The 21,802-nt window shown below is 67.9% G+C and carries 24 protein-coding genes; 10 read left to right on the top strand and 14 right to left on the bottom strand.

The genetic code is table 11. The features are described 5' to 3' along the window. The first annotated feature begins 284 nt into the window (after positions 1-284). A complete protein-coding gene (locus IBJ82_RS31820; protein WP_194829664.1) occupies positions 285-1,583 on the top strand; it encodes a hypothetical protein in 1,299 nt (432 codons plus the stop codon). 62 nt (positions 1,584-1,645) lie between these two features. On the opposite strand, the gene IBJ82_RS31815 is transcribed toward IBJ82_RS31820, so the two are convergent. From IBJ82_RS31815 to IBJ82_RS31775, 9 genes are all read right to left on the bottom strand, one after another. Beyond that, positions 1,646-3,046: an AIM24 family protein gene (locus IBJ82_RS31815; RefSeq protein ID WP_194829663.1), complete on the bottom strand. Its 1,401-nt coding sequence runs from the start codon at positions 3,044-3,046 to the stop codon at positions 1,646-1,648. Between the two features lie 283 nt (positions 3,047-3,329). After that, positions 3,330-4,307 carry an ABC transporter substrate-binding protein gene (locus IBJ82_RS31810; protein ID WP_194829662.1) on the bottom strand — a complete coding sequence of 326 codons (978 nt, stop codon included), beginning with the start codon at positions 4,305-4,307 and terminating at the stop codon, positions 3,330-3,332. Positions 4,308-4,400: 93 nt separating this feature from the next. Beyond that, positions 4,401-5,492 (bottom strand): iron ABC transporter permease, encoded by a 1,092-nt coding sequence (locus IBJ82_RS31805; protein ID WP_194829661.1) that lies wholly within the window; start codon positions 5,490-5,492, stop codon positions 4,401-4,403. Then, positions 5,489-6,340, bottom strand: a complete 852-nt coding sequence (locus IBJ82_RS31800; RefSeq protein WP_194829660.1) for an ABC transporter ATP-binding protein — start codon at positions 6,338-6,340, stop codon at positions 5,489-5,491. Before IBJ82_RS31800 ends, IBJ82_RS31805 begins: the two co-directional genes overlap by 4 nt. Next, complete coding sequence (locus IBJ82_RS31795) at positions 6,337-7,284, bottom strand: kinase (protein WP_194829659.1); 948 nt, start codon at positions 7,282-7,284, stop codon at positions 6,337-6,339. Before IBJ82_RS31795 ends, IBJ82_RS31800 begins: the two co-directional genes overlap by 4 nt. Beyond that, positions 7,274-8,587 (bottom strand): MFS transporter, encoded by a 1,314-nt coding sequence (locus IBJ82_RS31790; protein WP_194829658.1) that lies wholly within the window; start codon positions 8,585-8,587, stop codon positions 7,274-7,276. The genes IBJ82_RS31795 and IBJ82_RS31790 overlap by 11 nt, the downstream gene beginning before the upstream one ends. Beyond that, on the bottom strand, positions 8,584-9,624 hold the full coding sequence (locus IBJ82_RS31785; RefSeq protein WP_194829657.1) for a PLP-dependent cysteine synthase family protein: 1,041 nt from the start codon (positions 9,622-9,624) through the stop codon (positions 8,584-8,586). Before IBJ82_RS31785 ends, IBJ82_RS31790 begins: the two co-directional genes overlap by 4 nt. Next, positions 9,621-10,448 (bottom strand): hypothetical protein, encoded by an 828-nt coding sequence (locus tag IBJ82_RS31780; protein WP_194829656.1) that lies wholly within the window; start codon positions 10,446-10,448, stop codon positions 9,621-9,623. Before IBJ82_RS31780 ends, IBJ82_RS31785 begins: the two co-directional genes overlap by 4 nt. Beyond that, positions 10,445-11,722 carry an ATP-grasp domain-containing protein gene (locus tag IBJ82_RS31775; RefSeq protein ID WP_228537952.1) on the bottom strand — a complete coding sequence of 426 codons (1,278 nt, stop codon included), beginning with the start codon at positions 11,720-11,722 and terminating at the stop codon, positions 10,445-10,447. The genes IBJ82_RS31780 and IBJ82_RS31775 overlap by 4 nt, the downstream gene beginning before the upstream one ends. A 139-nt stretch (positions 11,723-11,861) precedes the next feature. Here IBJ82_RS31775 and IBJ82_RS31770 point away from each other — a divergent pair, with 139 nt between their 5' ends. Then, on the top strand, positions 11,862-13,286 hold the full coding sequence (locus IBJ82_RS31770; RefSeq protein WP_194829655.1) for an amidase: 1,425 nt from the start codon (positions 11,862-11,864) through the stop codon (positions 13,284-13,286). Here the strand turns inward: IBJ82_RS31770 and IBJ82_RS31765 are convergent, their stop codons facing one another. After that, entirely contained in the window at positions 13,287-13,520 is a 234-nt protein-coding gene (locus IBJ82_RS31765) for a hypothetical protein (protein ID WP_194829654.1), read from the bottom strand. It lies immediately after the preceding gene. Positions 13,521-13,732: 212 nt separating this feature from the next. Next, positions 13,733-14,173 carry a MarR family winged helix-turn-helix transcriptional regulator gene (locus tag IBJ82_RS31760; protein ID WP_370585569.1) on the bottom strand — a complete coding sequence of 147 codons (441 nt, stop codon included), beginning with the start codon at positions 14,171-14,173 and terminating at the stop codon, positions 13,733-13,735. 25 nt (positions 14,174-14,198) lie between these two features. On the opposite strand from IBJ82_RS31760, the gene IBJ82_RS31755 reads away from it, so the two are divergent. The 5 genes from IBJ82_RS31755 to IBJ82_RS31735 all read left to right on the top strand — a co-directional run bounded on the left by IBJ82_RS31755 (position 14,199) and on the right by IBJ82_RS31735 (position 17,647). After that, complete coding sequence (locus IBJ82_RS31755; protein ID WP_228537951.1) at positions 14,199-14,627, top strand: cupin domain-containing protein; 429 nt, start codon at positions 14,199-14,201, stop codon at positions 14,625-14,627. Between the two features lie 67 nt (positions 14,628-14,694). Next, a complete protein-coding gene (locus tag IBJ82_RS31750) occupies positions 14,695-15,633 on the top strand; it encodes a metal ABC transporter substrate-binding protein (protein ID WP_194829653.1) in 939 nt (312 codons plus the stop codon). Then, on the top strand, positions 15,630-16,364 hold the full coding sequence (locus tag IBJ82_RS31745) for a metal ABC transporter ATP-binding protein (protein WP_194829652.1): 735 nt from the start codon (positions 15,630-15,632) through the stop codon (positions 16,362-16,364). Before IBJ82_RS31750 ends, IBJ82_RS31745 begins: the two co-directional genes overlap by 4 nt. Further along, complete coding sequence (locus IBJ82_RS31740) at positions 16,361-17,245, top strand: metal ABC transporter permease (RefSeq protein ID WP_062985031.1); 885 nt, start codon at positions 16,361-16,363, stop codon at positions 17,243-17,245. Before IBJ82_RS31745 ends, IBJ82_RS31740 begins: the two co-directional genes overlap by 4 nt. A gap of 63 nt (positions 17,246-17,308) precedes the next feature. After that, positions 17,309-17,647 carry an MmcQ/YjbR family DNA-binding protein gene (locus IBJ82_RS31735; RefSeq protein WP_194829651.1) on the top strand — a complete coding sequence of 113 codons (339 nt, stop codon included), beginning with the start codon at positions 17,309-17,311 and terminating at the stop codon, positions 17,645-17,647. A gap of 32 nt (positions 17,648-17,679) precedes the next feature. On the opposite strand, the gene IBJ82_RS31730 is transcribed toward IBJ82_RS31735, so the two are convergent. Further along, positions 17,680-18,111, bottom strand: a complete 432-nt coding sequence (locus IBJ82_RS31730; RefSeq protein ID WP_228537950.1) for a hypothetical protein — start codon at positions 18,109-18,111, stop codon at positions 17,680-17,682. Positions 18,112-18,196: 85 nt separating this feature from the next. Between IBJ82_RS31730 and IBJ82_RS31725 the strand changes: the two genes are divergently transcribed. Then, entirely contained in the window at positions 18,197-18,739 is a 543-nt protein-coding gene (locus tag IBJ82_RS31725; RefSeq protein WP_194829650.1) for a YaeQ family protein, read from the top strand. Between the two features lie 100 nt (positions 18,740-18,839). Further along, positions 18,840-19,742, top strand: a complete 903-nt coding sequence (locus tag IBJ82_RS31720) for an alpha/beta hydrolase fold domain-containing protein (RefSeq protein WP_228537949.1) — start codon at positions 18,840-18,842, stop codon at positions 19,740-19,742. 6 nt (positions 19,743-19,748) lie between these two features. On the opposite strand, the gene IBJ82_RS31715 is transcribed toward IBJ82_RS31720, so the two are convergent. Continuing rightward, on the bottom strand, positions 19,749-20,330 hold the full coding sequence (locus IBJ82_RS31715) for a TetR/AcrR family transcriptional regulator (RefSeq protein WP_056821725.1): 582 nt from the start codon (positions 20,328-20,330) through the stop codon (positions 19,749-19,751). 89 nt (positions 20,331-20,419) lie between these two features. Between IBJ82_RS31715 and IBJ82_RS31710 the strand changes: the two genes are divergently transcribed. Continuing rightward, a complete protein-coding gene (locus IBJ82_RS31710) occupies positions 20,420-21,457 on the top strand; it encodes a beta-ketoacyl-ACP synthase 3 (RefSeq protein ID WP_194829648.1) in 1,038 nt (345 codons plus the stop codon). A gap of 11 nt (positions 21,458-21,468) precedes the next feature. Here the strand turns inward: IBJ82_RS31710 and IBJ82_RS31705 are convergent, their stop codons facing one another. Further along, positions 21,469-21,798 (bottom strand): hypothetical protein, encoded by a 330-nt coding sequence (locus IBJ82_RS31705; protein WP_194829647.1) that lies wholly within the window; start codon positions 21,796-21,798, stop codon positions 21,469-21,471. Between the last annotated feature and the right edge of the window lie 4 nt (positions 21,799-21,802).

The raw sequence follows: 21,802 nt of genomic DNA, 5'->3' as shown, positions 1-21,802 counted from the left end.
ACGGGGCGCTGATCCGGTCGGGTCGGGTTGTCGGCGCGCGGTGTTCGGCAACGGTCGGGCACCGAACCGCTGGAAACTCCGGCTCCGTCGGCGGCGGGGGATTATCTTCGCAGATCCGGTCACCGGCCGAAATTGTTGGGCGTGTCGCGCGCGGCGCGCCGTGTACGGGGAGCCGTGTGGGAGCATCGGTTTCGCGCTCGAGGGTATATCGACTAAGAATGGCCTGTGCCGTTCACACCTGTGGTCACCTGCCTGCCTTCGCGCGCCCGGGGCGGTGGTCTGGCATGACGATCGAGTCCGGTCTCGAGGACGACGTCAGCCAGCTCGCCCAGCGAGTCGAACGCGCCCGGGGTCGCCTCGCCTACCAATTCGATCCGGCCCTCACCGACGCGCTCTCCGAAGACGAGCTGCGCGCCGAACGTGAACTCGCCGAACGCATCCGTGAACAGGATCGCGAGCAGCGCTGGAAGCACACCCAGGCGATGGCGTCCGCATCGGACCGCAGCCGACAGACCACCGAAGCGATCGAGAAGGCCGACATGCGAGATCTGCTGCTCGCCAGGAAGGCGATGGCGTCCCAGCGTCGCGAATCGAGCCCACACGCGAAGCTCGCCTCGCTGTACCGGCACCGGTCGTGGTCGCTGAAGGCATTGGCCGGCGTGGTGGGCGCGGGCATGCTGTGGTCGGCGGTGAACGTGCAGCAGAACATCGCGCCCGGTGGGCCGAGTGATCCGCTGTTCTGGTTCAGCTATCTGCTCGAGGCGATGATCAGCGTGTGTCTGATCATCATCATGGTCGGCACGAACAAGGTCGCCGAGTGGGGCGTGATCGATAACCGGCGCCAGGTCGCCCTCGCCGAGCTTGCGCTGCTCGGCCTCACCGTCACCCTCAACACCTATCCCTACGTGCGTGACGGGCGGTGGTACGACGTTGCCGTGCACGCGGTCGCGCCGGTGATGATCGGTGTCGCGCTACTGATCCACGACGCGGTCAGCGCCCGCTACGGCTTGGCCATCACTCGCGCGACCAGCCAGGTCAGGGACCTGCCCGACCCGGCCGACAACATCCTCGGCCGCCAGGCCACCGAAGGTATCCGCCTCACCTACACCCCGCCGATGACGGGCATGGCTCGCGCGGAAGCGATCGCCGCCGCTGAACCGGCCGCCACCACCCCTGTCACCCGCGAACCCGCGTGGACGCCCACCGAGCCGATCACCAACGGCAACGGCCGCCCGCCGGAGAAGCGCAAGCGCTTCGGCATCGGCAAACCGTCCTCGGCCGACAAAGCCACCGCCAAGAAATCCGCCCAGGCCCCCGCGCCCGTCGTGGCACCGGAGCCCCCCAAGGAGCCGGTCAAGCCGGAGCCGGCCACCGACTCGGTCCCCGCCGCCCGCAAGAGCGCGATCTCCGATATCGAGGCCCGCGTCGAAAAAGCGTTCGCCGAAGCCAATTTCGGCTACGAGGCGATCGAGCCGACCAGCATCTACGACACCGGCCAATTCCGGATCGCGGAGAGCCTGGAACAGGAACTCAACGACATGCGTGAAGCCCGCCGCCAGGCCCGCAAGGAGCGCGCGAACTAGCAGACACACAAAAGGCCGATACCCGTGAGTGAGCGGATATCGGCCTTTTGCTGTGTTCGGGGTCAGCCGAAGATGCTGCCGCCGGTGCCTGCCTGCTGGCCGCCGCCGGTGCCGCCGATGAGGCCGCCCGGAGGCAGTTCGGAGGGTTGGACGATGACGAAGCCGCGGCCGGAGAAGGCCAGGGTGCTCGCCTCGCCGGTGCTGCGGCCCATCAGACGGCCGAGGCCGAAGGAGTCGTTGCGCTTGATGCCGGTTTGCAGGCTGGACGACCACGCCACGGCGGCGTTGGGGTCGGCGTAGGTGGCCTGGTCGACGGTGAGGACGACGGGGCTGCCGTGGGTGGTGATGGCGATGCGGCCGCGCCCGGTGAAGACGCAGTTGAACAGGCCCGCGTTGGAGGCGTAGCCCGCGGCGCCCTGGACACGGCCGATGTCGTAGCGCAGCGTGGAGTCGAAGGCGAGCACGTTGGCGCCGTTGATGGTGAGGCCGTCGGTGCCGTCGAGGTCGATGATGTGCACGTCGGCGGCGCTGTTGGCGAGGAACAGATCGCCTCGGCCGCTCACCTTCATCAGCGGCACGCCTTCGCCGGTGAGGTGCTGACGGATGGCGCGGCCGATGCCGCCGGAGCCGAGCGCTTCGAATTTCAGGTCACCCTGGTAGGCCACCATCGATCCGGACCGCGCCATCACCTCCCCGTTCATGCCGACCTTCACCATCTTGCCGCCCTGCTTCTGGATACCGAGGCCGTTGACCTCGGCATGCGAGGGGTCGAACAGATCGCTGTGCACGGGCTGGGCTCCTTGCTGAGAAGAGAACGAGGGTTGCTGCTGTTGCGCGGGTGGCGGGGCGAACTGGCCCGGTTGGCCCGGAGCGCCGTGACCGGGGTAGGTCGGCGGGGGAGTGGCCGGATACGCGGGCGGCTGACTCGGGGGTACCGGAGCACTCTGCGCGGCGGGAACTTCGGGCTCGTCGTCGAGATTCACGCCGAAAGCCGAAGCGATCCCGGCCAATCCGTCGTCATAGCCCTGCCCGATCGCCCGAACCTTCCATGCCTCGTTGCGCCGGTAGATCTCCACGCACACCACACCGCTCTCGGTGGTGAGCCCCGAAATCGGGAAGGTCAGTGCGGTGGAGCCGGATTCGATGGTGGCGGTCAGGGCGCCGACCGAGGCGAAAGTCGCGGGCCCGCGACCGTCGAGACTCGCGGTGACCACCACCTTGTCCACCTCGGCGGGCAACGCCGAGGTCTGCACGCCCACCACGTCGGGCCCACCATTACCGTGCCGGTACACCACGCCCGGTCCGGTGGGCTGATTGAAGAAGACGAAGTCGGCGTCGGAACGAACTTTGCCGGCGCTGTTCACCAGTAGCGCCGACACATCGACCGACGCCGAACTCGCCACGGTGATGGTCAACTGATCACCGGGCGCGGGCCGGTTCTCGCCGGGAGCCAGCGCGGTCACGACACAGCACCCGAAGGTCGGGCGATTCGTTGGTGTTCCACGAGTTCGATAGTGCCGTGTATGCCGTCACCGCGCCAGCAGCGACCTGTCAGTGCGGCTGTTCGCCGCCGCGCTCCAGCGGAATCTCCAGGTGCACCGTCTGGAAACTGTCGTGCGGGCCCCGTGCGTCCAGCGGCGCGCGAGCTCGGCCGGATGCGGCCGATGGGCGGGTCCCTGCGCCCGGATCGCGGTGGTGTCGACGATCAGGCCCTCGTGCTCGGCCACCCACAGCCGGTGGTGGTGGTCATCGCAGCTGCGCCAGTTCACGGTCGAGTACTTCCAGCCCCTCGACGGCGACCGGCCCCGGTCCGGTGTAGCCGAAGGGCGCCACGATGATCCGGTTCTCGCGGATCGCGCGCAGCCCGGCGAGTTCGGGGCGTTGGCGCAGGGCGGTGCGTACCGAGTCGGGTGTCTGGTCGCCCTGGGTGAGCAGAATGATCACCTCGGGGTCCGCGGCGATGAGGGTTTCGGTGTTGGCCTCGAAGTTGCGCTTGTCGATCTGGCCGTAGACATTGCCGAGACCGAGGATCTCCATCTGTTCGTGGACGGTGCTCTTGGCGCCGTAGGCCTTGAGCTGGGCGCCGTCGCGCGACAGGATCAGTGCCGCGGCGGGGCGGGGAGTCGTTGCCCCGCTGTGTCGTTCGGTCACGGCCTGTACCCGCTTCTTCAGCGTGGTGACCTCGGCGTCGGCTGCGTTCGCGGTGCCGAAGAGCTTTCCGTAGAGGGTGATGTCGGCGAAGACGTCCTCGAAGGTGCCTGCCGCGTCGCGGCAGTAGCCACGGGTGACGATCAGCGGGATGTTCACCTGGGCGAGGTCGTCGGGGGTCACCGAGAGCCCTTCGACGCTCACGACGAGGTCGGGGGATCGGCTGATGATCTCCTCGCGGGCGAGTTCAGCTGTGGGCGCGGTGATTTCGATGTTCTTCAGCGCGTCGCCGTATTGTCCGGGGAACGCCGCGGCTTCGAAGGTGCGGGTGACGATGCGGTCGGCGGCGCCCGCCGCCGCGATCAGCGGTGCGGCGATGGAGCCGACCGTGACGACGCGCTGTGGTGGTGAGGTGAAGGTGACGTCGCGACCGCAGCTCGAGATCGTGAGGGGAAAGCCGCTTTCGGCTGACGTGGTGGCGGGAGCCGGTGTGCCGCAGCCGGTAACGATCGCACTGGTGAGAAGGGCGAGTACGGGGATCGCGGAACGGCGCGCGGAGATGACACGGGTGAACACGGTGATCGATGGTCCTAATCTGATGGGGAGGGATTCGCCGGTCCCGATGACCGGAACCGACTGGTGACGTGCGGTATTCAGGACGTCCGGTAGTCAGGACGCTCCGGTGGCCCGGAAGCGGCGGATCAGGACGAGGAGCAGTGGTGCGCCGACGGCGGCGGTGACGATGCCGATGGGCAGTTCGCGCGGCGCGAAGACGGTGCGTGCCGCCACGTCGGCCACGACCAGGAACAGCGCCCCGATCAGCGCGCTGACCACCAACAGGTGCCGGTGTGTTCCGCCGGTGCACAGTCGGGCCACATGCGGCACGATCAGCCCGACGAAACCGATCGCTCCCGCGACGGCGACCACCGCGCCGACCGCGAGCGCCACGATCAGCAGCGCCCACAGCCGAATGCGGTTCGGTGTGATGCCGAGCGTGCGCGCGGTGTCATCGCCTGCGGCCAATGCGTCGAGGCGGGGCGCCATCAGCAGCACCGCGAGCAGCGACACCGCGACGACGGCCATGGTCGTGGCCACCGAGGACCAGGCGGCGGGCGCGAGCGACCCGAGCAGCCAGAACAGCACGGTGCGTGCGCCTTCGGGCCGGTCGGACGCGAAGATCAGGAAGCTGGTGGCGGCCGAGAAGATGTAGCCGATGGTGACCCCGCCGAGCAACAGCCGCAGCGAGGTGAGCTGCCCGTTGATCCGCGAGATCACGAACAACAGCGCGGTGGCGATCAGTGCGCCGGCGAACGCGCTCGCCGCCAGCGCGGTCGCAGTGGTCGCCGCGGCGACCCCGAACAGCAGGTACACGGCGGCGCCGGTGGACGCGCCGGAGGTGACGCCGAGGATGTGGGGGTCGGCGAGCACATTGCGCACGATGGTCTGCAGGACCGCGCCGGTGATCGCCAGTGCGGCGCCGACGAGCGCGCCGAGCAGTACGCGTGGCACCCGCACCAGCCAGACGATGGAGTCCTGTGCGGCGCTCCAATCGACGGTCACCGGGTGACCGAAGGCGTGGTGGCCGATGATCCGCGCCACCGTGCCCGGCGGGACCGCGACCGGCCCGAGCCCGGCCGCGACCACCAGGGTGAGGGCCAACGCGACGGTCAGTCCCGTGGTCAGCAGCAATGTTCGACCCCGGTGACGGGCGTGGTCGAGGTCGTCGATCGCTGGGTCGGCCACCAGGGTCGTCGCGGTCATCGCGTGGCCGCCTCTCTCGTATCGGCCGTGGGGGAACCGGCGCTCAGGGCGGGGAGGTCGTGCTCGGGCCCACGGTCGGTTTCCTCACCGGTCGCCGGGCCGAAGAGCAGTTGGACGGCGCCGAAGGCGGAGGTTCGGCGGACCGGAATCTGGTAGACGGGTTCGAGGACCTGCGGGGTCAGGACCTCGGTGACGGTTCCGGCGGCGGCGATACGACCCTGGTCGAGCAGGACGAGATGGTCGCAGTAGCGGGCGGCCAGGTTCAATTCGTGCAGCACCACGACGGTGGTGGTCGTGGTCAGACTGCGCACCAGGGTGAGCAATTCGTGTTGGTAGCGGATGTCGAGGTGGTTGGTCGGTTCGTCGAGGAGCAGGTGGTCGGCCTGCTGGGCCAGTGCTCTGGCGATCAGGACGCGCTGACGTTCGCCGCCGGAAAGTTCCGCGAAACGGCGCTCGGCCAGCGCCCGCGCTCCGACGTGTTCCAGCGCGGCCGCGGCGGCGATCCGGTCGGCCCGCGAATACCCTTGGAACGCACCGACCCACGGTGATCTGCCGAGCAGCACTGTCTCGGCCACGGTGATCGGCGTGTCCGGCGGAGCTTCCTGCGCGACGACGGCGAGGCGGCTCGCGAGTTCGCGCCCGCGCAGCTGTCGCACCGGCGTCGAGTCGATCACGACGGAGCCGCCCGCCGGGCGAAGTGCCCGATACATCAGCCGCAACAGCGTGGACTTGCCCGATCCGTTGGGCCCGATCAACCCGAGCGTGCTGCCGGGATCGGCTCTGAAGCTGATGTCGTCGAGGGTGATTCGGCCGTCGTAGGTGAACTGGATCCGGTCGACGGTGATCATCGCGGCGTGCTCTCTGTTCGGGGAATGGCCAGCGGGTGTGCATGGTCGACGGCGGGAACGCGCTGCGCGCCGGGTCGCCACGAGTGGTGCACCGTGACCGAACAGGCGAAGTCGGCGCAGATCTGTCGCGCCGCGAGGACTTGCTGGCGCAGCCGTGGATCGTTGTCGGCGAGCAGGATTCCGGTGGTCGTGCCGCTGTGGGCGACGACGACTCCGGCCGCACCGATCGCGCGCGCCGCCTGGATCGTCGCGTCCAGATGCGGCCGCGCACGCGAGATCGTGCTCAGCGCGGCGCTGCGAGTGGCTACCTCGCCGATGGCGGCGACGTCACCGTGTGTGATCGCTGCGCCGAGTTCATCGAGCAGCCTGTCGAATTCCCGTTTGTCGGCGAGGGTGAAACTGGGTTCGCCCCGGTTGAATGCGACGGTGTCGACCGAGCCGCCCTCGTCACCGGTGACGATCGTCAGCGCCGGGAGGGGACCGAGCCGGGCGAGCAACCGGACCTCACGATGGAAGTAGGCGACCGCGCCCTGGTACATCACGCCGTCGGACGGTTCGATGGCGCGTAGATCGGCTTCGAGTTCGCCGACGGGCACGGTGCGGCCCTCGGCGTCGGCGACCGCGCGGGCGGTGGCGACGAGATCGGCGGTGGAGCTCGCCAGTCCTTTGCCTTCGGGCAGTTCGCTGTGCAGGGTGAGCTGTCCTCCGCGCAGCACCCCGGACCGAGCCACCATCGCGCTCGCGAGGCGCTGCGCCTTCGATTTACCCTCTGGCACTACGGATATGCCGTTGCCTCCGGGTTCGAACACCGCCACCGTGCCGCGCCGAATAGGCAGCGTGACCAGGAAGTGCCGGTTCTGTTCGGTGACGCCTTGCAGGAGCTCCCCGCAGCTGCCGTAGGCGCGGCCGACGCCGATCCCCGGCATGGCGAGATCAATCGTCATCGGTATCAGCGCCTTTCGCGGGAGTGAGTACCGGCGGGACCGTTTCGGGTCCGGGCAGCAGGTTTCGCCGGTGTAGTCGCAGCAGAGCGACCGCCGAGAGCAGACCGGCCGCGGCGCATAACAGCGCGGGCGGCCAGCTCAGTGGACCGCCGGTGCGGTCGAGCACGGCCCCGGTGGCCGAGGTGGCCATGACGGTGAACAGCCCGGACGCGAGGTAGAACGCGCCGAAATAGGTTCCGGTCAGCCGAGTTCCCGCGAACCGGCCGATCGCCTCGTTGACGAAGGGCTGGACCGCGGTCACGCCGATCGCGAGCAGCACGGCGGCCATCACCACGGGCGCGACTCGGATCACTGTGTCCGCCACACTGTTTCCCTCGAACGCGACGACGCCCGCCGCAGCCGGCGGCAGCAGGAACGCGGCGCCCATGATCGCCATCCCGAGTGCCATCGCGGGTCCTCGCTGTGGTCGGCGCGACAACACCGTGGTGACCCGAACCTGCAGGGCGACCACGGCGATCGTCTCGACCACGAACAACGCGGCCACCGCCGCGGGACCGTGACCGGGCCCGGCACTGTCCTGTGCTTGGAGGGTGAACAGGAAATAGATCTGGCTCTGCAAGGCGAACATCGGCATCAGCGCGAGGGTGAACGCCCAGAACCGGCGATCGGTGAACACCGTCGCGAAGTCGGCGCCGACCCCACCCTCGTGCGCGGGCACCGGTCGCGCGGGCAGCAGCAGCCATTGCACCACGGCCAGTACCGCGAAGATCGCGGCGGCGACCAGGGCGGATATCCGGAACCCCGCGGCGATCAACACCGTGCCGAGGACCGGTCCGATCGCGGAGCCCGCATTGCCGAAGACGTTGAACAGCGCGAACGCCTTCGCCGAGTGCGCACCGCTGTCTCTGGCGATGAACGCGCGGACCGCCGGATTGAACAGTGCCCCGGCGAAACCCGTGAGCACCGAGGCCGCCAGCACCACCGGCAGCGAACCGCCGACGGCGAACAACGCGAAGCCGACCGCCCTGATCGCCAGGCCGACCATGATGACGCCGCGTGCGCCGAGCCGGTCGGCGGCCGAACCGCCGACGAGGAACAGCCCCTGCTGGCTGAGGTTGCGCACCCCGAGCACGATGCCGACGACAGCTGCCGACAGCGCGAGGTCGTCGAGCAGGTAGTCGGCCAGAAACGGCACGAGGAGGTAGAAACCGATATGGCCGACAAGGTGATTCACCAGCAGCAGCCGCACGGCGCCGGGCAGTGCGCGGAAGGTGCCGCGAGCCGACTCGGTGGTGAGCGTCATGCGCTGACCTCGGCGGCCGGGTCACGGACGATCGAACATCGGCCCCAGCCGACCACCTCATCGCTGTCGGGCGTGGTGATCGCGGTGGGTTCGGTGGTGGGCGGCCGGAAGAGGCCGTTGGTTCGACACCAGTCGTCGTCGTAGATGGTGCGCAGGTAGCGATGTGGCCCGTCGGGGAACACGGTCAGTACCCGCGCGTCCGGTTCGCGCTCGGCCACCCAGCCCGCGACCAGCGCGGCGGCGCCGGTGCTCCAGCCGCCCGCGATGCCGGTCGACGCCGCGAGCCGACGACACGACGCGACCGCTTCGGCGGCGTCGACCCAGTGCACCTCGTCGAAGTCCGCGTAGGCGACATTGCGGGGCAGGATGCTGCTGCCGAGCCCGCGCATGAGTCGGCGCCGGTCGGGTTGGCCGAAGATCCGGGAACCGACGGCGTCGACCCCGATCACCCGCAGCCGAGGCCATCGCGTTCGCAGCACCCGGGCGAGTCCGGCGCAGTGCCCACCGGAACCGATCGAGGCGACCAGCACGTCGACGGCGTCGACCTGGGCGAGGATCTCCTCGCCCATCGCCTGGTAGCCGCCCGCGTTGTCGGGGTTGTCGTACTGGTCGGGCCAGTACGCGCCCGGCGTGGCGGCGAGTAGTTCGGCCAACCGATCCAGCCTGGCCTGCTGCCAGCCGCCGGTCGGGTGTGGTTCGGTGACCACGTCGAGCGGGATCCCGAAGGCCGAGAACAACGCGCGGAGATCGGGTTCCAGCTCGTTGTCGACCACCAGCAACACCGGATGGCCCAGCGCCTTACACGCCAGTGCGAGCCCGAGTCCCAGCGTGCCGCTGGTGGATTCGATGATCGTCGCGCCCGGTGCGAGGTCGCCTCTCGCCGTCGCGGCGCCCAACATCGACACCGCCGCACGGGCTTTCATGCCCGCGATGCTCGCCGCTTCGAGTTTCGCTGTGTACCAGTGGTTTCCGGATGCGATGGGCACGGCGGGTGTACCGCCGATCAGCTGCAGGAGCGCGGGCTGTGGTGGTGTCATGACAGCTCTCGGTAGGTGACGATGGTGCTCGGCCCGCCGTCGAGGGAGAAGAACGGGTAGGGCTCGGCCGAGACCGCGTGCACGCCCGCGCCGAGGAACCAGGGCAGCACCGCGCTGCCGGTCTGTGCGAACAGCACCAGCGGCAGGCCGCGCAGCTTCGCCACGGCACGGAAGTCATCGAATGTCTCGTTACCCAGAGACATTCCGGTGACGAGTAGCGCGTCGTAGTCCGATGGAGCCTGGGCGACCGACTCGAACACCGGCTCACCCCATTCGGTGACGCCACCGGCGAGGTCGCACGGCAGGTACGCGATCGCGCGCGCCCGCAATTCGGCGAGCAGCGAACCGACCACACCGACGACCAGTACCCGGGATACCCCGGCCGGCAGCAGATCCACGACGGCGCCGGCCCGGCGACGCGACTTCGTCAGCGAGGTCGGCCCATCGATCAGCACCGGTGCGCCGTCCACCCCGCCCGCGTACGGGTGCGGACGGGCATGCATCAGATAGGCGTCGAGCGCTGCGATCCTGACCGCGGGCACCGGATGCGCGAGCAATTCCGCGATGGTCGCCGCGACACAGCTGTCGACCAGATCGGCGGTGGCCGTGCCGGGTTCGAGCCCGCACGAGCCCACCGCAGCGCCGATCCGCAGGCTCAGCACCTCGTTGCGGTATCCACTGGTGCGGCCCGCGTGCCGGGTGCCGTAGGTGGTGCGGAACGCCGTCGAAGCACGCAGGGTGGTCGGCTCGGGCCCGAGCCGACCCATGCGTGCCCAGGTGGTGAGCTCGGCGACGGATTCGGGGCGAGGGGCGGACCCGATCATCGCGCGCCCCCGAGTTCGAAACGCAGATCGGCGATCAATCGCTGCGCGAGATCGCCAGTGGTGCTGTGTGTTTCATCCACGACCATGACATGGCCCAGGTAGGTGTTGTTGTCGGTGGCGGGGCGGACCTCGGTGCCGGGCTCCGCCAGCTTCTGCTCCACGATTCTGGTGTCGGCCGCCCAGCTCTGCGCGCCGTCCACCCTGGTCAGCAGCCCGCTGTGCGTGGGCACAGCGAAGGCGACGGCGGCGCTGGCGATGCCGGTGTCTCGTGGCGTGACGTCGGGCTTTCCGCCCGCGACAGCGTCGGCGTGCACCGCGGTGAGGTCGACTCCGGTGACTCGTCGCACCAGTTCGGTGATGCGATTGCCCGCGGGCCGGGGGTTCACCTCGATCAGGCGGGGGCCCCGCGCGCCGAGTTTGATCTCGGTGTGCGCGACGGTCGCATCGAGACCGAGTGCGGTGATCGCCGCGACTGCCAGGTCGGCCACGGCGGTCGTGTCGGCGCAGGACAGAGCGGCGGGGAACATGTGACCCGACTCGATGAAGGCGGGGGCGCCGGTGATCCGTTTGTCGGTCACCCCGATCACGGTCGTCTGCCCCGCGACGGTCACCGTCTCCACGCTGAATTCCGGCCCGTCCAAGCATTCTTCGAGCAGGATGTGGGGTGAGCGGAGTTGTCCTCTGGCGTTGACCGGGAATTCGGCGACAGCGTCCACCGCGGCGCGCAGTTCGATGTCGTTGTCGACCCGGCGGACGAACATCCCGCCGCACAGGTCGACCGGCTTCACCACCAGCGGATAGCCGAGTTCAGCTGCGGCGCCGACGATCTCATCCCACTCTCGCGCGACGGCGAAGGCGGGGCCCGCGATACCGGCGGCACCGCAGATCTGCCTGGTCCGGTACTTGTCGCAGGCGTCGGCCACCGCTTCACGGCCCGGACCCGGCAACCCCAGATCGGCGGCGATCGCGGCGACGGTCGGCAAGTAGTAGTCGCACGAGGTGAGCACCCCGTCGAAACCGAAGGCCTCCTGCAGTTTTCGCACGTAGGGCAGCAGGGTCGACTCGTCGTTGGTCTCGGCGGTGAAGATGTTGACCGCACCGAGTAGTGGGTGGGGGACCGGGGTCCCGGCTCGCAGATAGTGCCCGAGGTCTCGGGTCAGGAGGCTGAATTCGTGTCCGCTGTTCTTGATTCCCGCCGGGAGCAGGGTGCTCATCGAGCCGACCCAGCTCTCCACCATCAACAGGTGTCCCACATGTCCTCCAAGCTCGAGCAAGACGCTAATGATAACCATTATCGTTAAATTGCGATAGTCGAGCGACGATGGACGAGGCTCCGGTCGTGTAGTCGACGGGTGCCCCCGGGGAATCTCGTTACCGCGGCAAAGGGCCTCCTGCTCGGATTACGCTGCGGGTATGAGCTCTGCCGTACACGGATTCACCGACGATGCCCTCGGAACGCATGACGCGGTCGGTGTCGCCGCGGCGTTGCGCGCGGGGGAGGTGAGTCGGGCTGAGGTGATCGAGGCCGCGATCGCCCGGACTCGGCGGGTCGATCCGAGTCTGGATGCCGTGCAGATGACCTGTTTCGAGCGTGCGGCGTCGACCCCGGAAACCGCGGGTGTGTTCGCGGGCGTGCCCGCGTTCGTCAAGGACAACACCGATATCGCGGGCCTGCCGAGTTGCCACGGCTCGGCCGCGTTCACCCCGCACCCGGCCACGGTGACCAGCGGTCCCGGAGCGCAGTTCCTGCATTCGGGCGTGATCGTGCTCGGTAAGTCGACGCTGCCGGAGTTCGGCCTCACCGCGAGTACCGAGTTCACCCATCGTGCGCCGACCCGCAATCCGTGGAATCCGGAGTACTCGGCGGGTGCGTCCTCGGGCGGCTCGGCGGCGCTCGTCGCTGCGGGAGTGGTGCCGATCGCGCATGCCAACGACGGTGGCGGCTCTATCCGCATCCCCGCCGCGGCCAACGGTCTCGTCGGCTTGAAGACCACCCGCAATCGCCTGCTCGACCAACCGGGCGCCCGCAAACTGCCGGTGCATCTGGTTGCCGAGGGCGTGCTCACCCGCTCGGTCCGCGACACCGCCCACTACTTGGCCGCCGTCGAACGATTCGACCCGACCTCCAGCCTGACGCCGGTCGGGCTGGTCGAGGGGCCGAGTACGCGACGGTTGCGGATCGGTCTGATCACCGCCGATATTCTCGGCCGACCGGTGCACGCCGACAACGGCGTCATCCTGGCATCCGCGGCGAAGGTGCTCGAAGGTCTCGGCCACGAGATCGTCGAGATGCGCCTCGACGTGGATCCGCGCTTCGTCGAGGACTTCAAGCAGTACTGGGCGGTGATGGCCGCGGCGATGGCGCTGTCGTTCCGGCTGGGGCACCGCGGGCACTTCGATCCGCGCAAACTCGACCCGTTCACCACCGGTCTGATCGGGCTGGCCAAGCGCAATCCGCTCGGTGTGGTCGCGTCGACGTGGCGGTTGCGCGGGGGTGTCGCGGCCTACGACAAGCATTTCGCCGACATCGACGTGATGCTCACCCCGGTGCTTTCCCACCCCGCGCCGCGCATCGGCGAACTCGCACCCGGCCAGCCGTTCGACGCCCTGTTCACCAAACTCGCCGACTACGTGGGCTTCACCCCACTCAACAATGTCGGTGGGGGACCAGGCATTTCGCTACCGCACGGGCTACTGCCGAGCGGTCTGCCCGGCTCGATCCAGTTCGCCGCTCGCCGTGGCGACGAGCGGACCCTGCTCGACCTGGCTTACCAACTGGAGGCGGCGAGCCCGTTCCCACGGATCGTCGATCGGGCCGCCGCCGCGGGTGCCGCCTGATCAGTTGTTGCGTACCGCGACATTGATCGGGCGCAGCCGTCCGGGGCTGTCGGTGCCCGCGTCGAATGCCCAGTGCTCGCCGTCCCAGCTGGGGTAATCGGCACGCCAACGATCGACGAGGCGCGCGTCCTCGAGCGAGGCGACGACGCCGGCCGAGCCGGTGTACTGCAACCGCTCGTATTTGTGCCGGGTGACAGTGTCGACGGTGGATGGAACGGTGGCTAGGACTGACATTGACCCTCCGGAATCGGGGCGAACGATGACGTGACGAGTGCGCTACCCGAGCCGTCGGCCCGGGTGCTGCGGTGGCGCGTCACCGCTCGATCCGAGAGTATGCCGCTCGCCGTGACACCGCGCAGGTTTTGAAAATCCAGTTCTTCGGATTAATTGAGTACCCGATATGAAATCGTCGGGTCGCGTCGATTGGTTACGGCGGTGGTGACTGTTCACCAGCTCGGGCGGACCCGTCCTGGGACGACGACACGGCTCAGTGCCTTGCTGACCTGGGTGAGGGTCGCGGCGCCGAGGGTATCCGACCAGGTCTGGGTGAATTCGGCCAGTGCGGCGTCGGCGGCCCGGGTGCATGCCCAGCCGCGGTCGGTGAGGGTGATCAGGCGGGCGCGCGCGTCGCGCGGGTGTGGGTTGCGGTCGGCGTAGCCCTTGGTGACCAATTCGTCGACCAGCTGGCTGGCCGCCTGTTTGGTGACGCCGAGGTGCTCCGCGATCTCTCCGACCGTCGCGCCGTCGGGCGCCATGCGCACGAAGGCGAAGCCGTGCGTCGGCCGGATATCGGTGAACCCCGCGGCGACGACTCCGGCGTGCACCGCCTGGGTTACCTCGGCCGCTGCCGCGAGCAGCAGGAGGGGGAGGTCTGCGTTCGCGGGCACGACAGCCATTCTGGCACTTGACACAATGGTCAATCTACTTGACCATATAGACAATTTGCTTGACTTTATGGAGGTTCGAATGCCGGTAATCCGTTCCACCGACGCGCAGGTGCACGAGGTGCACAACGCTCGGTTCACGTCTCTGATCCGTCCCGGCACCGGCAGTGCCGAACTCTGCGTCTGGCAGACGGAGGTCGGCGCCGATTCGGTCGGCGTGCCGCACCGCATCCTGGGGGAGGAGGCCTTTGTGCTGCTGTCGGGCGAGGTGGTCATGACCATCGACGGTGAATCCGCGCCGATGAAACCGGGTGACGCGGCGGTCGCGCCCGCAGGCGCGATGATCGCCCTCGCGAACTCGACCGACGAGCCGGCCGTGCTGCTGGTGACTGTGCGCGTCGGCTTCGCAGCGGAACTTCCCGATGGCTCGACCTTCACCCCGCCCTGGGCATCCTGAGCCGTCTTCGCGACTGTTTCAAGACCAGAACTTGAAAGTTCGGGTACCCGAACAATATAATTCTGGAATGAGGGTTGGGTTCTACCGTTCGCCGGTGCGACGCCGGGTGCTTGCGGCATGTGTTCTGAGTGCCATGGCGTTCGCGCTCACCGCCTGCGGTGGGATCACCTCCGATGACGACGAGCGGAAGGTGGTCCTCACCACGTTCACCGTGCTCGCCGATATGGCGCGGAATGTGGCAGGCGGGCTCCTGAGGGTGGAATCGATTACGAAGGTCGGCGCTGAGATTCACGGTTACGAGCCGACCCCGGGCGACATCAAGAAGGCGGCCAAGGCTGACCTGATCCTGGACAACGGGCTCAACCTGGAGGCCTGGTTCAACCAGTTCGTCGCCGATCTCGATGTGCCGCACGCGGTGGTCAGCGAGGGGGTGGCGCCGATGGACATCAGCGAGGACGCCTACCGGGGCAAGCCCAACCCGCACGCCTGGATGTCGCCGGTGAACGCGCAGATCTACGTGGACAACATGGTTCGCGCGTTCACCGATCTCGACCCCGAACACGCCGACGCCTACCGTGCCAACGGTGACGCCTACAAAACCCAGCTCGGCACCGTGCGCGACGATCTCGTCGCCGCGGTGAACACCCTGCCCGCCGACCAGCGCGCCCTGGTCACCTGCGAGGGCGCGTTCTCCTACCTCGCTCGTGACGCGGGGCTGACCGAGAAGTACATCTGGCCGGTCAACGCCGAACAACAGGCCACCCCGCAGCAGATCGGCTCGACCATCGACTTCGTCCGCCAGCGCCGAGTGCCCGCCGTGTTCTGCGAATCGACGGTGTCCGACGCGCCGATGCAACGCGTGGTCGAAGCCTCCGGCTCGCGGTTCGGTGGCGTTCTCTACGTCGACTCGCTCTCCGAAGCCGACGGACCGGTGCCGACCTATCTGCAGCTGATCCGCCACGATGCGAACACCATCGCGGCCGCACTCGCCGGAGCGTCGAAATGACCGCGCCGGTGGTCGAAATCCAGGATGTGACAGTCCATTACGGCGATGTGCTCGCGCTCGACAATGTGGAACTCACGTTGAAATCGGGCCGGGTCTGCGGGCTGATCGGCATGAACGGCTCGGGCAAATCCACGCTGTTCAAGACGGTCATGGGTCTGGTGACGCCCGACCGAGGCCGGGTGCTGATCAACGGTCGCGCCCCGGCTGCCGCGCGCAAGGCGGGCAGCCTCGGATACGTGCCGCAGTCCGAGGACGTGGACTGGAGTTTTCCGCTGTCGGTGCGCGATGTCGTGATGACCGGGCGCTACGGAAAAATGGGGTTCACCCGCCGGGCGAGCAAGGCCGACCGCGCCGCCGTCGACGCGGCGCTGGCCCGCGTCGAGCTCACCGACCTGGCCGACCGTCAGATCGGCCAGCTCTCCGGTGGTCAGAAGAAGCGCACGTTCGTCGCCCGCGGCATCGCCCAGGAGGCCACGATCCTGCTGCTCGACGAGCCGTTCGCCGGTGTCGACAAGCGTTCCGAGGCGACCATCACCGCGCTGTTGCGTGAGCTCGCCGCGGACGGGGCCACGATTCTGGTCTCCACCCACGACCTGCACGCGTTGCCCCAATTGGCCGACGAGGCAGTGCTTTTGAACCGTCGGGTGCTCGAACACGGCGACCCCGCTGTGGTGTTGCGGCCGGAGAACCTGGCCAAGGCCTTCGGCCTGGATGTGGACGGAGACCGATGAGCCTCGAGGAATTCTTCATCGACCCGCTGCGCTACGAATTCATGGTGCGCGCATTGGCCACCACCGTCACGGCGGCGGTGGTGTGCGCGGTGCTGTCGTGCTGGTTGGTGCTGATCGGCTGGTCGCTGATGGGTGACGCGGTGTCGCACGCGGTGCTGCCCGGGGTGGTGCTGGCCTACATCGTCGGCTGGCCGTTCGCCGTCGGCGCGGTGATCTTCGGGTTCCTCGCTGTCGCGTTGATCGGGGTCGTCCGCGATACGAGTCGCGTGAAGGAAGACGCCGCGATCGGCATCGTGTTCACCACCTTGTTCGCGTTCGGCTTGGTGCTGGTGTCGGTGACGCCGAGCCAAACCGACTTGAACCACATCGTTTTCGGCAACCTGCTCGGCGTGAGCCGCGGCGAGATGGTCCAGATCATGATTCTGGCCGCCATCGTCCTGGTCGCCCTTGTCCTCAAACGTCGCGACTTCACCCTCTATGCCTTCGACGCCACCCACGCCCACGCCATCGGCCTCAACCCCCGCGTCCTCGGTACCGCACTGCTCGCCCTGCTGGCGCTGACCTCGGTGGTCGCCCTGCAAGCTGTCGGGGTGGTCCTGGTGGTGGCCATGCTGATCATCCCCGGCGCTACCGCCTACCTGCTCACCGACCGTTTCTCCCGCATGCTCGTCATCGCCCCCACCGTGTCGGTGCTGTGCGCGGTGACCGGCCTCTACATCAGCTACCACCTCGATACCGCCGCGGGCGGCATGGTCGTGGTGACCCAAGGCGTCGCCTTCACCTTCGTCTACCTCTTCGCCCCCCGCCACGGCGTGATCGGCCGGCGGATCACCGCCTCGCGCGCCCGAAAGTCGGTGACCACCATCGGGGTCGTCGACTAGGGCTGCGACGGCAGCGGATCGGTGATCCGATCGGTGTCGGTGTGTGCTGTCAGGATGTAGATCATGAAGGTCACCGGGGACGACGTCCGCGCCCACGCCCTGTCGCTACCGCAGACGGCAGAGCAATTCGCCTGGGGCATGCCGATTTTCAAGGTCGCGGGCAAGCTGTTCCTCACCCTCCCCGAGGACGAGACCTCGATGGCGGTCCGCTGCCCGATCCTCGACCGCGACGAACTGGTCCTCGCCGAACCCGACAAATTCTGGATCGCCTCGCACGAGTCCGGTAACCCCTGGGTCCGCGTCCGCCTGACGTCACTCGACGATCGCGAGGAACTGGAAGCCATAATCACCGACTCCTGGCGCCAGGCCGCCCCGCGGGCCTTGCTGGACGCGGACCAGTGAGCGTGTGAGGGCCCACCGGTCCGCGAGGTCGATTACAGCACCGGCGTGATCGTGGCCTCGATCGTCTGGATGGAGTCCACCGGGATGACGAAGGTCTCGGTGATCTCCACGGTGGTCAGGCGGATGTCGCCCACTCCGGTGTCGAGGAGGTAGTGGGTGGTGACCGTGTCGCCGGATTCGGACATGGTGAGGTCGCGAATACCTCGGATCACGCGGTACTGGATGCCGTTCTCCAAGTCGGCGCTCAGCTGCGGGCCCGAGTAGCCGGTTTGAAAGCCGACCTCGACGCGGGTGGCGTCGGGGGCGAAGGGGACCGCGCTCGCGTCGTGGGAAACCAGGGCGTCGAGGTAGGCGCGGGCAATGGCCTGGCGGGGTGAGTCGGCCGCATTCGGTTCTGCCGCAGCGGTTGCCGTGCCGAGTGCGAGGAAAACGGCGGCCAGAGCCGAAACGTGAGTGATTCTCATGTAGAGATGCTGGCGGTCCGGATCGGTAAGCGCAACGGGTACTCGCGAGTAGTCGACGTTGCGGCCCGGTAAGGTCGGAGTTCCTATGGCACTCAGCGCAACACTGCACAACTTCGCCGTTCAGCTCGCCGATGTGGATCGGGGGGTGTACGAGGATCTCGAATTGCGGGTGGCTCGGCATCCGTCGGAGACCCTGGAATACATGATCACGCGGATCCTCGCGTACTGCCTGCAGTACGAGGAGGGGATCGTGTTCAGCGATGGTGGGATTTCGGCGACCGATGAGCCCGCGGTGCAGGTTCGGGATATGACCGGGCAGACCACCGCGTGGATCGAAGTGGGTGCGCCTGACGCCGATCGTATTCATCGTGGGAGCAAACTCTCAGGTCGTGCGGTGGTTTATACCCATCGCGACCCGGCGAAGGTGCTCGCGCAATACGCAGGCAAGAAGATCCACAACGCTGCGCGGATTCCGCTCGTCAGTTTCGATCGCGCGTTCATCGACGAGGCGGCGGCGCTGGTCGATCGTCGTAATACCGCCACCCTCTCGGTCACCGAGGGTGTGCTCTATCTGGACCTCAACGGCACCAGCCTGCGTACCGATGTCACCGAGCAACCCCTCGGCTGACGCCGGTACGGGGTAGCTTGGCGTGCACCGGCGACGCTCGGCCCGAGCGCTCTGACTGTGCCGGTCTCGTCGTCGAGTGGAGGTCGCGGTGCCCGGTGTGATGAGTCGGTTCGTGATTCCGGGATTCCTGCGGGTCACCCGGCGTAACCGGAACTACATCGATGCCGAGATGGCCGCGGCGCACGTGCGCGAACGCGGTCTGCGGCCCGTCGCCTACGGTCCGCCACGCAAACTGCGCGGTGTGGAGATCTCGGTGGTGCACGAGGGTGGCTGGCCGATCTACACCTTGACCCCGTCGGACGGCATCTCCCGCGGCGGTCTCGTGTACGCGCACGGCGGCGGCTGGGTGGGCGAAATCGCTTCGCAGCATTGGCAACTCGCGGCCCGTATCGCCGCGCAGACGCACCTCGTCGTGACGGTCCCGATCTATCCGCTGATCCCCTTCGGCACCGCGGCGCAGGTGATTCCCCGCTTCGCCGAACTGGTCACGGCAGCTGATAGGCGCTACGGCCCGACTTTCCTCGCCGGTGACTCCGCGGGCGGTCAGATCGCGCTGTCCACCGCGCTGCACCTGCGCGACGCGGGCCATACCGTTCCCCGCACGATTCTGATCTCGCCCGCCCTCGACCTCACCCTCGAAAATCCCGAGATCGATGCGGTGCTCCGACGTGATCCGTGGCTCGGTCGCGACGGCGGTCTGGTGTTCGGCAGGATGTGGAGCGGCGAGCTATCGATGAAAGATCCCCTGGTAAGCCCGCTGTTCGGCGAACTCGGCGGGCTGGGGCCGATCACGCTGTTCACCGGAACCGACGACATCCTGAACCCCGACGCCCGCCTACTGGAGGCGAAGGCGCGCTCGGCGGGCATCGACCTCGACTACCACGAAGAACCCGGACTCGTGCACGTCTACCCGCTCACTCCCAGCGCCGAAGGCGCGGCAGCCCGCCGCCGGATCATCACCATCCTGCGCGCCGAACTGGATGCGGCGCACAGCATCTCGTGAGGGATCTCAACGCTCGGACAGGTGCACCTTGAACAGGATCGTCAGCTGAGTGACCGCCTGGTCGAACGGGTGTGACGACTTGAGCGCGCGGCTGTGCACGATCGTGCCCTCGATGGTGGTGAGCAGGAAGCCGGCCAGCGACACCGCGGTGGAGCGTTCGATCCCGGTGGCCACGATCCCGTCGGCCAACCGGGCGGTCCATTCGGCGAAGGCCTGGCCCGCGATGGACTGGACGGCGGGGTCCAGCTCGTCGAGAGCGGCCGCCATCATGAACGAGCCCGCGGCGTAGTCGGACTTTTCCAGCGGAATTCGCCAGAAGGCGAGCAGGTCGGTGAGCCACTGCTGGGCCGAGGGCGCGGTCTGGAGGGCGTCGGCCATCGAGCTCACGTGCGAGTACACCAGACGGGCCACGATCCGGGCCGCTGTCTGCACCAATTCGCCTTTGCCGGAAGGGAAGTGCTGGTACAGCGAGTTTCGTGAGGTCCTACTGCGCTTGAGTAGTTCACTCAGCGCGGCCGCGTGGACACCGTGTTCCTGGACGGTGCTGATCGTGTGCTCGATCAGTCGGGCGCGTGGTCCGGCAGCCATCCGATCTTCTCCTACCCCTTGATTGAACCGATCGGTTCATGTTAGACCTATTTATACGTGAACCGATCGGTTCATATGGAGAGGATGCCATGCCCACCCCCATTGCCACCGCGGTTCCGGTCACCCACGCGGGAATTCTCGGCCTCGGCGTGTACCGCCCGCGCCGTGTCGTGCCCAATGCCGAGATCGTCGACGCGATCGAGTCGTCGGACGAATGGATCAAGACCCGTTCCGGGATCGCCGCCCGGCACTGGGCCGAGCCCGACGAGACGATCGTCTCGATGAGCGTCGCGGCCGCGCGTGACGCGCTCGCGGCGGCGGGGGTGAGCGCCGAGCAGGTCGACGCGGTGGTGCTCGCGACGTCGTCGCAAATGGTGCTCGGTCCATCGGCGGGCGCGGTGGTGGCGACCGAACTCGGCATGCACGACACCGCCGCTTTCGACATTTCCGCCGGCTGCGCGGGCTTCTGTTACGCGTTGGCCGATGCGGCGAATCTGGTGCGCTCGGGTCAGGCGCGGCAGGTGCTGGTGATCGGGGTGGAGCGGCTGTCGGATCTGCTCGACACCACCGATCGCGGGTGCGCGTTCATCTTCGCCGACGGCGCCGGTGCGGTTGTCGTCGGCGCGGCCGAACAGGAGGGGATCGGCCCGGTCGCGTGGGGTTCGGATGGCTCGCGGACCTCGGCGATCAAGCAGGACAAGGACTTTCTCGAGTACTTCGCCGAAGTCGCCGCGGCCGAGGCCAGTGGTGGTACCTCGCAACGTCCCTACATTCGGATGAACGGCACCGAGGTATTCCGCTGGGCTGTCACGTTTTTGGAGAAGGCATGTCGTGACGCGCTCGACCACGCGGGGCTCACGGCCGCCGACCTCGACGCTTTCGTCCCGCATCAGGCCAATATCCGCATCACCGACGCGCTGGTCCGAACTCTCGCCCTGCCCGAGAAGGTCGCCGTCGCTCGCGACATCATCGAAACCGGCAACACCAGCGCCGCGTCCATTCCGATGGCCATGGAACAGCTCGTGCGCTCCGGCGCCGCCAACCCCGGCGACACGGCGCTACTACTGGGTTTCGGCGCCGGTCTGGCGTACGCGGGCCAGGTCGTTCATCTGCCCCCGATCGCCTAGCCGTCAGGTCGTCATGCGTTCGCCTTCTCGCGCAGCGACCGCTGGGTCACCGGGACCGCGTAGGCCACGCCGTCGCGGATCCCGAATTCGAAGCGGCAGGGGAACAGCGAGGGTAGGCCGGTGGCACGTAGGTCGAAGTTCGCGGCGAGGGTTTGCATGGCCCAGTTCTGTAGCGAATCCGGGAGCTGCAGGGTGGTGCCGTCGACGCAGCACACGTAGGCGTGGGTCTGTTCTCCGTCGACAGGCAATGGGTTGCGCAGACCGACCGCGCCGATTTCCAGAATTCGTCCGGCGTTGCGGGAAGTAGCGACGCTCGGCAAATCCAACTCGATGTCGTCCATGCGG

This window comes from Nocardia sp. XZ_19_231 (assembly GCF_015355705.1).
Taxonomy (GTDB): Bacteria; Actinomycetota; Actinomycetes; order Mycobacteriales; family Mycobacteriaceae; genus Nocardia; species Nocardia salmonicida.
The sequence above is the reverse complement of the archived record's forward strand: the minus strand, read 5'-3'. Positions and strand labels throughout refer to the sequence as shown.

Coding starts and splice junctions, on each gene's coding strand:
- IBJ82_RS31820 (WP_194829664.1), top strand. CDS start 285: ATGACGATCGAGTCCGGTCTCGAGGACGACGTCAGCCAGCTCGCCCAG.
- IBJ82_RS31805 (WP_194829661.1), bottom strand. CDS start 5,492: ATGACCGCGACGACCCTGGTGGCCGACCCAGCGATCGACGACCTCGAC.
- IBJ82_RS31800 (WP_194829660.1), bottom strand. CDS start 6,340: ATGATCACCGTCGACCGGATCCAGTTCACCTACGACGGCCGAATCACC.
- IBJ82_RS31795 (WP_194829659.1), bottom strand. CDS start 7,284: ATGACGATTGATCTCGCCATGCCGGGGATCGGCGTCGGCCGCGCCTAC.
- IBJ82_RS31790 (WP_194829658.1), bottom strand. CDS start 8,587: ATGACGCTCACCACCGAGTCGGCTCGCGGCACCTTCCGCGCACTGCCC.
- IBJ82_RS31785 (WP_194829657.1), bottom strand. CDS start 9,624: ATGACACCACCACAGCCCGCGCTCCTGCAGCTGATCGGCGGTACACCC.
- IBJ82_RS31780 (WP_194829656.1), bottom strand. CDS start 10,448: ATGATCGGGTCCGCCCCTCGCCCCGAATCCGTCGCCGAGCTCACCACC.
- IBJ82_RS31770 (WP_194829655.1), top strand. CDS start 11,862: ATGAGCTCTGCCGTACACGGATTCACCGACGATGCCCTCGGAACGCAT.
- IBJ82_RS31765 (WP_194829654.1), bottom strand. CDS start 13,520: ATGTCAGTCCTAGCCACCGTTCCATCCACCGTCGACACTGTCACCCGG.
- IBJ82_RS31755 (WP_228537951.1), top strand. CDS start 14,199: ATGGTCAATCTACTTGACCATATAGACAATTTGCTTGACTTTATGGAG.
- IBJ82_RS31750 (WP_194829653.1), top strand. CDS start 14,695: ATGAGGGTTGGGTTCTACCGTTCGCCGGTGCGACGCCGGGTGCTTGCG.
- IBJ82_RS31745 (WP_194829652.1), top strand. CDS start 15,630: ATGACCGCGCCGGTGGTCGAAATCCAGGATGTGACAGTCCATTACGGC.
- IBJ82_RS31740 (WP_062985031.1), top strand. CDS start 16,361: ATGAGCCTCGAGGAATTCTTCATCGACCCGCTGCGCTACGAATTCATG.
- IBJ82_RS31735 (WP_194829651.1), top strand. CDS start 17,309: ATGAAGGTCACCGGGGACGACGTCCGCGCCCACGCCCTGTCGCTACCG.
- IBJ82_RS31730 (WP_228537950.1), bottom strand. CDS start 18,111: ATGAGAATCACTCACGTTTCGGCTCTGGCCGCCGTTTTCCTCGCACTC.
- IBJ82_RS31725 (WP_194829650.1), top strand. CDS start 18,197: ATGGCACTCAGCGCAACACTGCACAACTTCGCCGTTCAGCTCGCCGAT.
- IBJ82_RS31720 (WP_228537949.1), top strand. CDS start 18,840: ATGAGTCGGTTCGTGATTCCGGGATTCCTGCGGGTCACCCGGCGTAAC.
- IBJ82_RS31715 (WP_056821725.1), bottom strand. CDS start 20,330: ATGGCTGCCGGACCACGCGCCCGACTGATCGAGCACACGATCAGCACC.
- IBJ82_RS31710 (WP_194829648.1), top strand. CDS start 20,420: ATGCCCACCCCCATTGCCACCGCGGTTCCGGTCACCCACGCGGGAATT.
- IBJ82_RS31705 (WP_194829647.1), bottom strand. CDS start 21,798: ATGGACGACATCGAGTTGGATTTGCCGAGCGTCGCTACTTCCCGCAAC.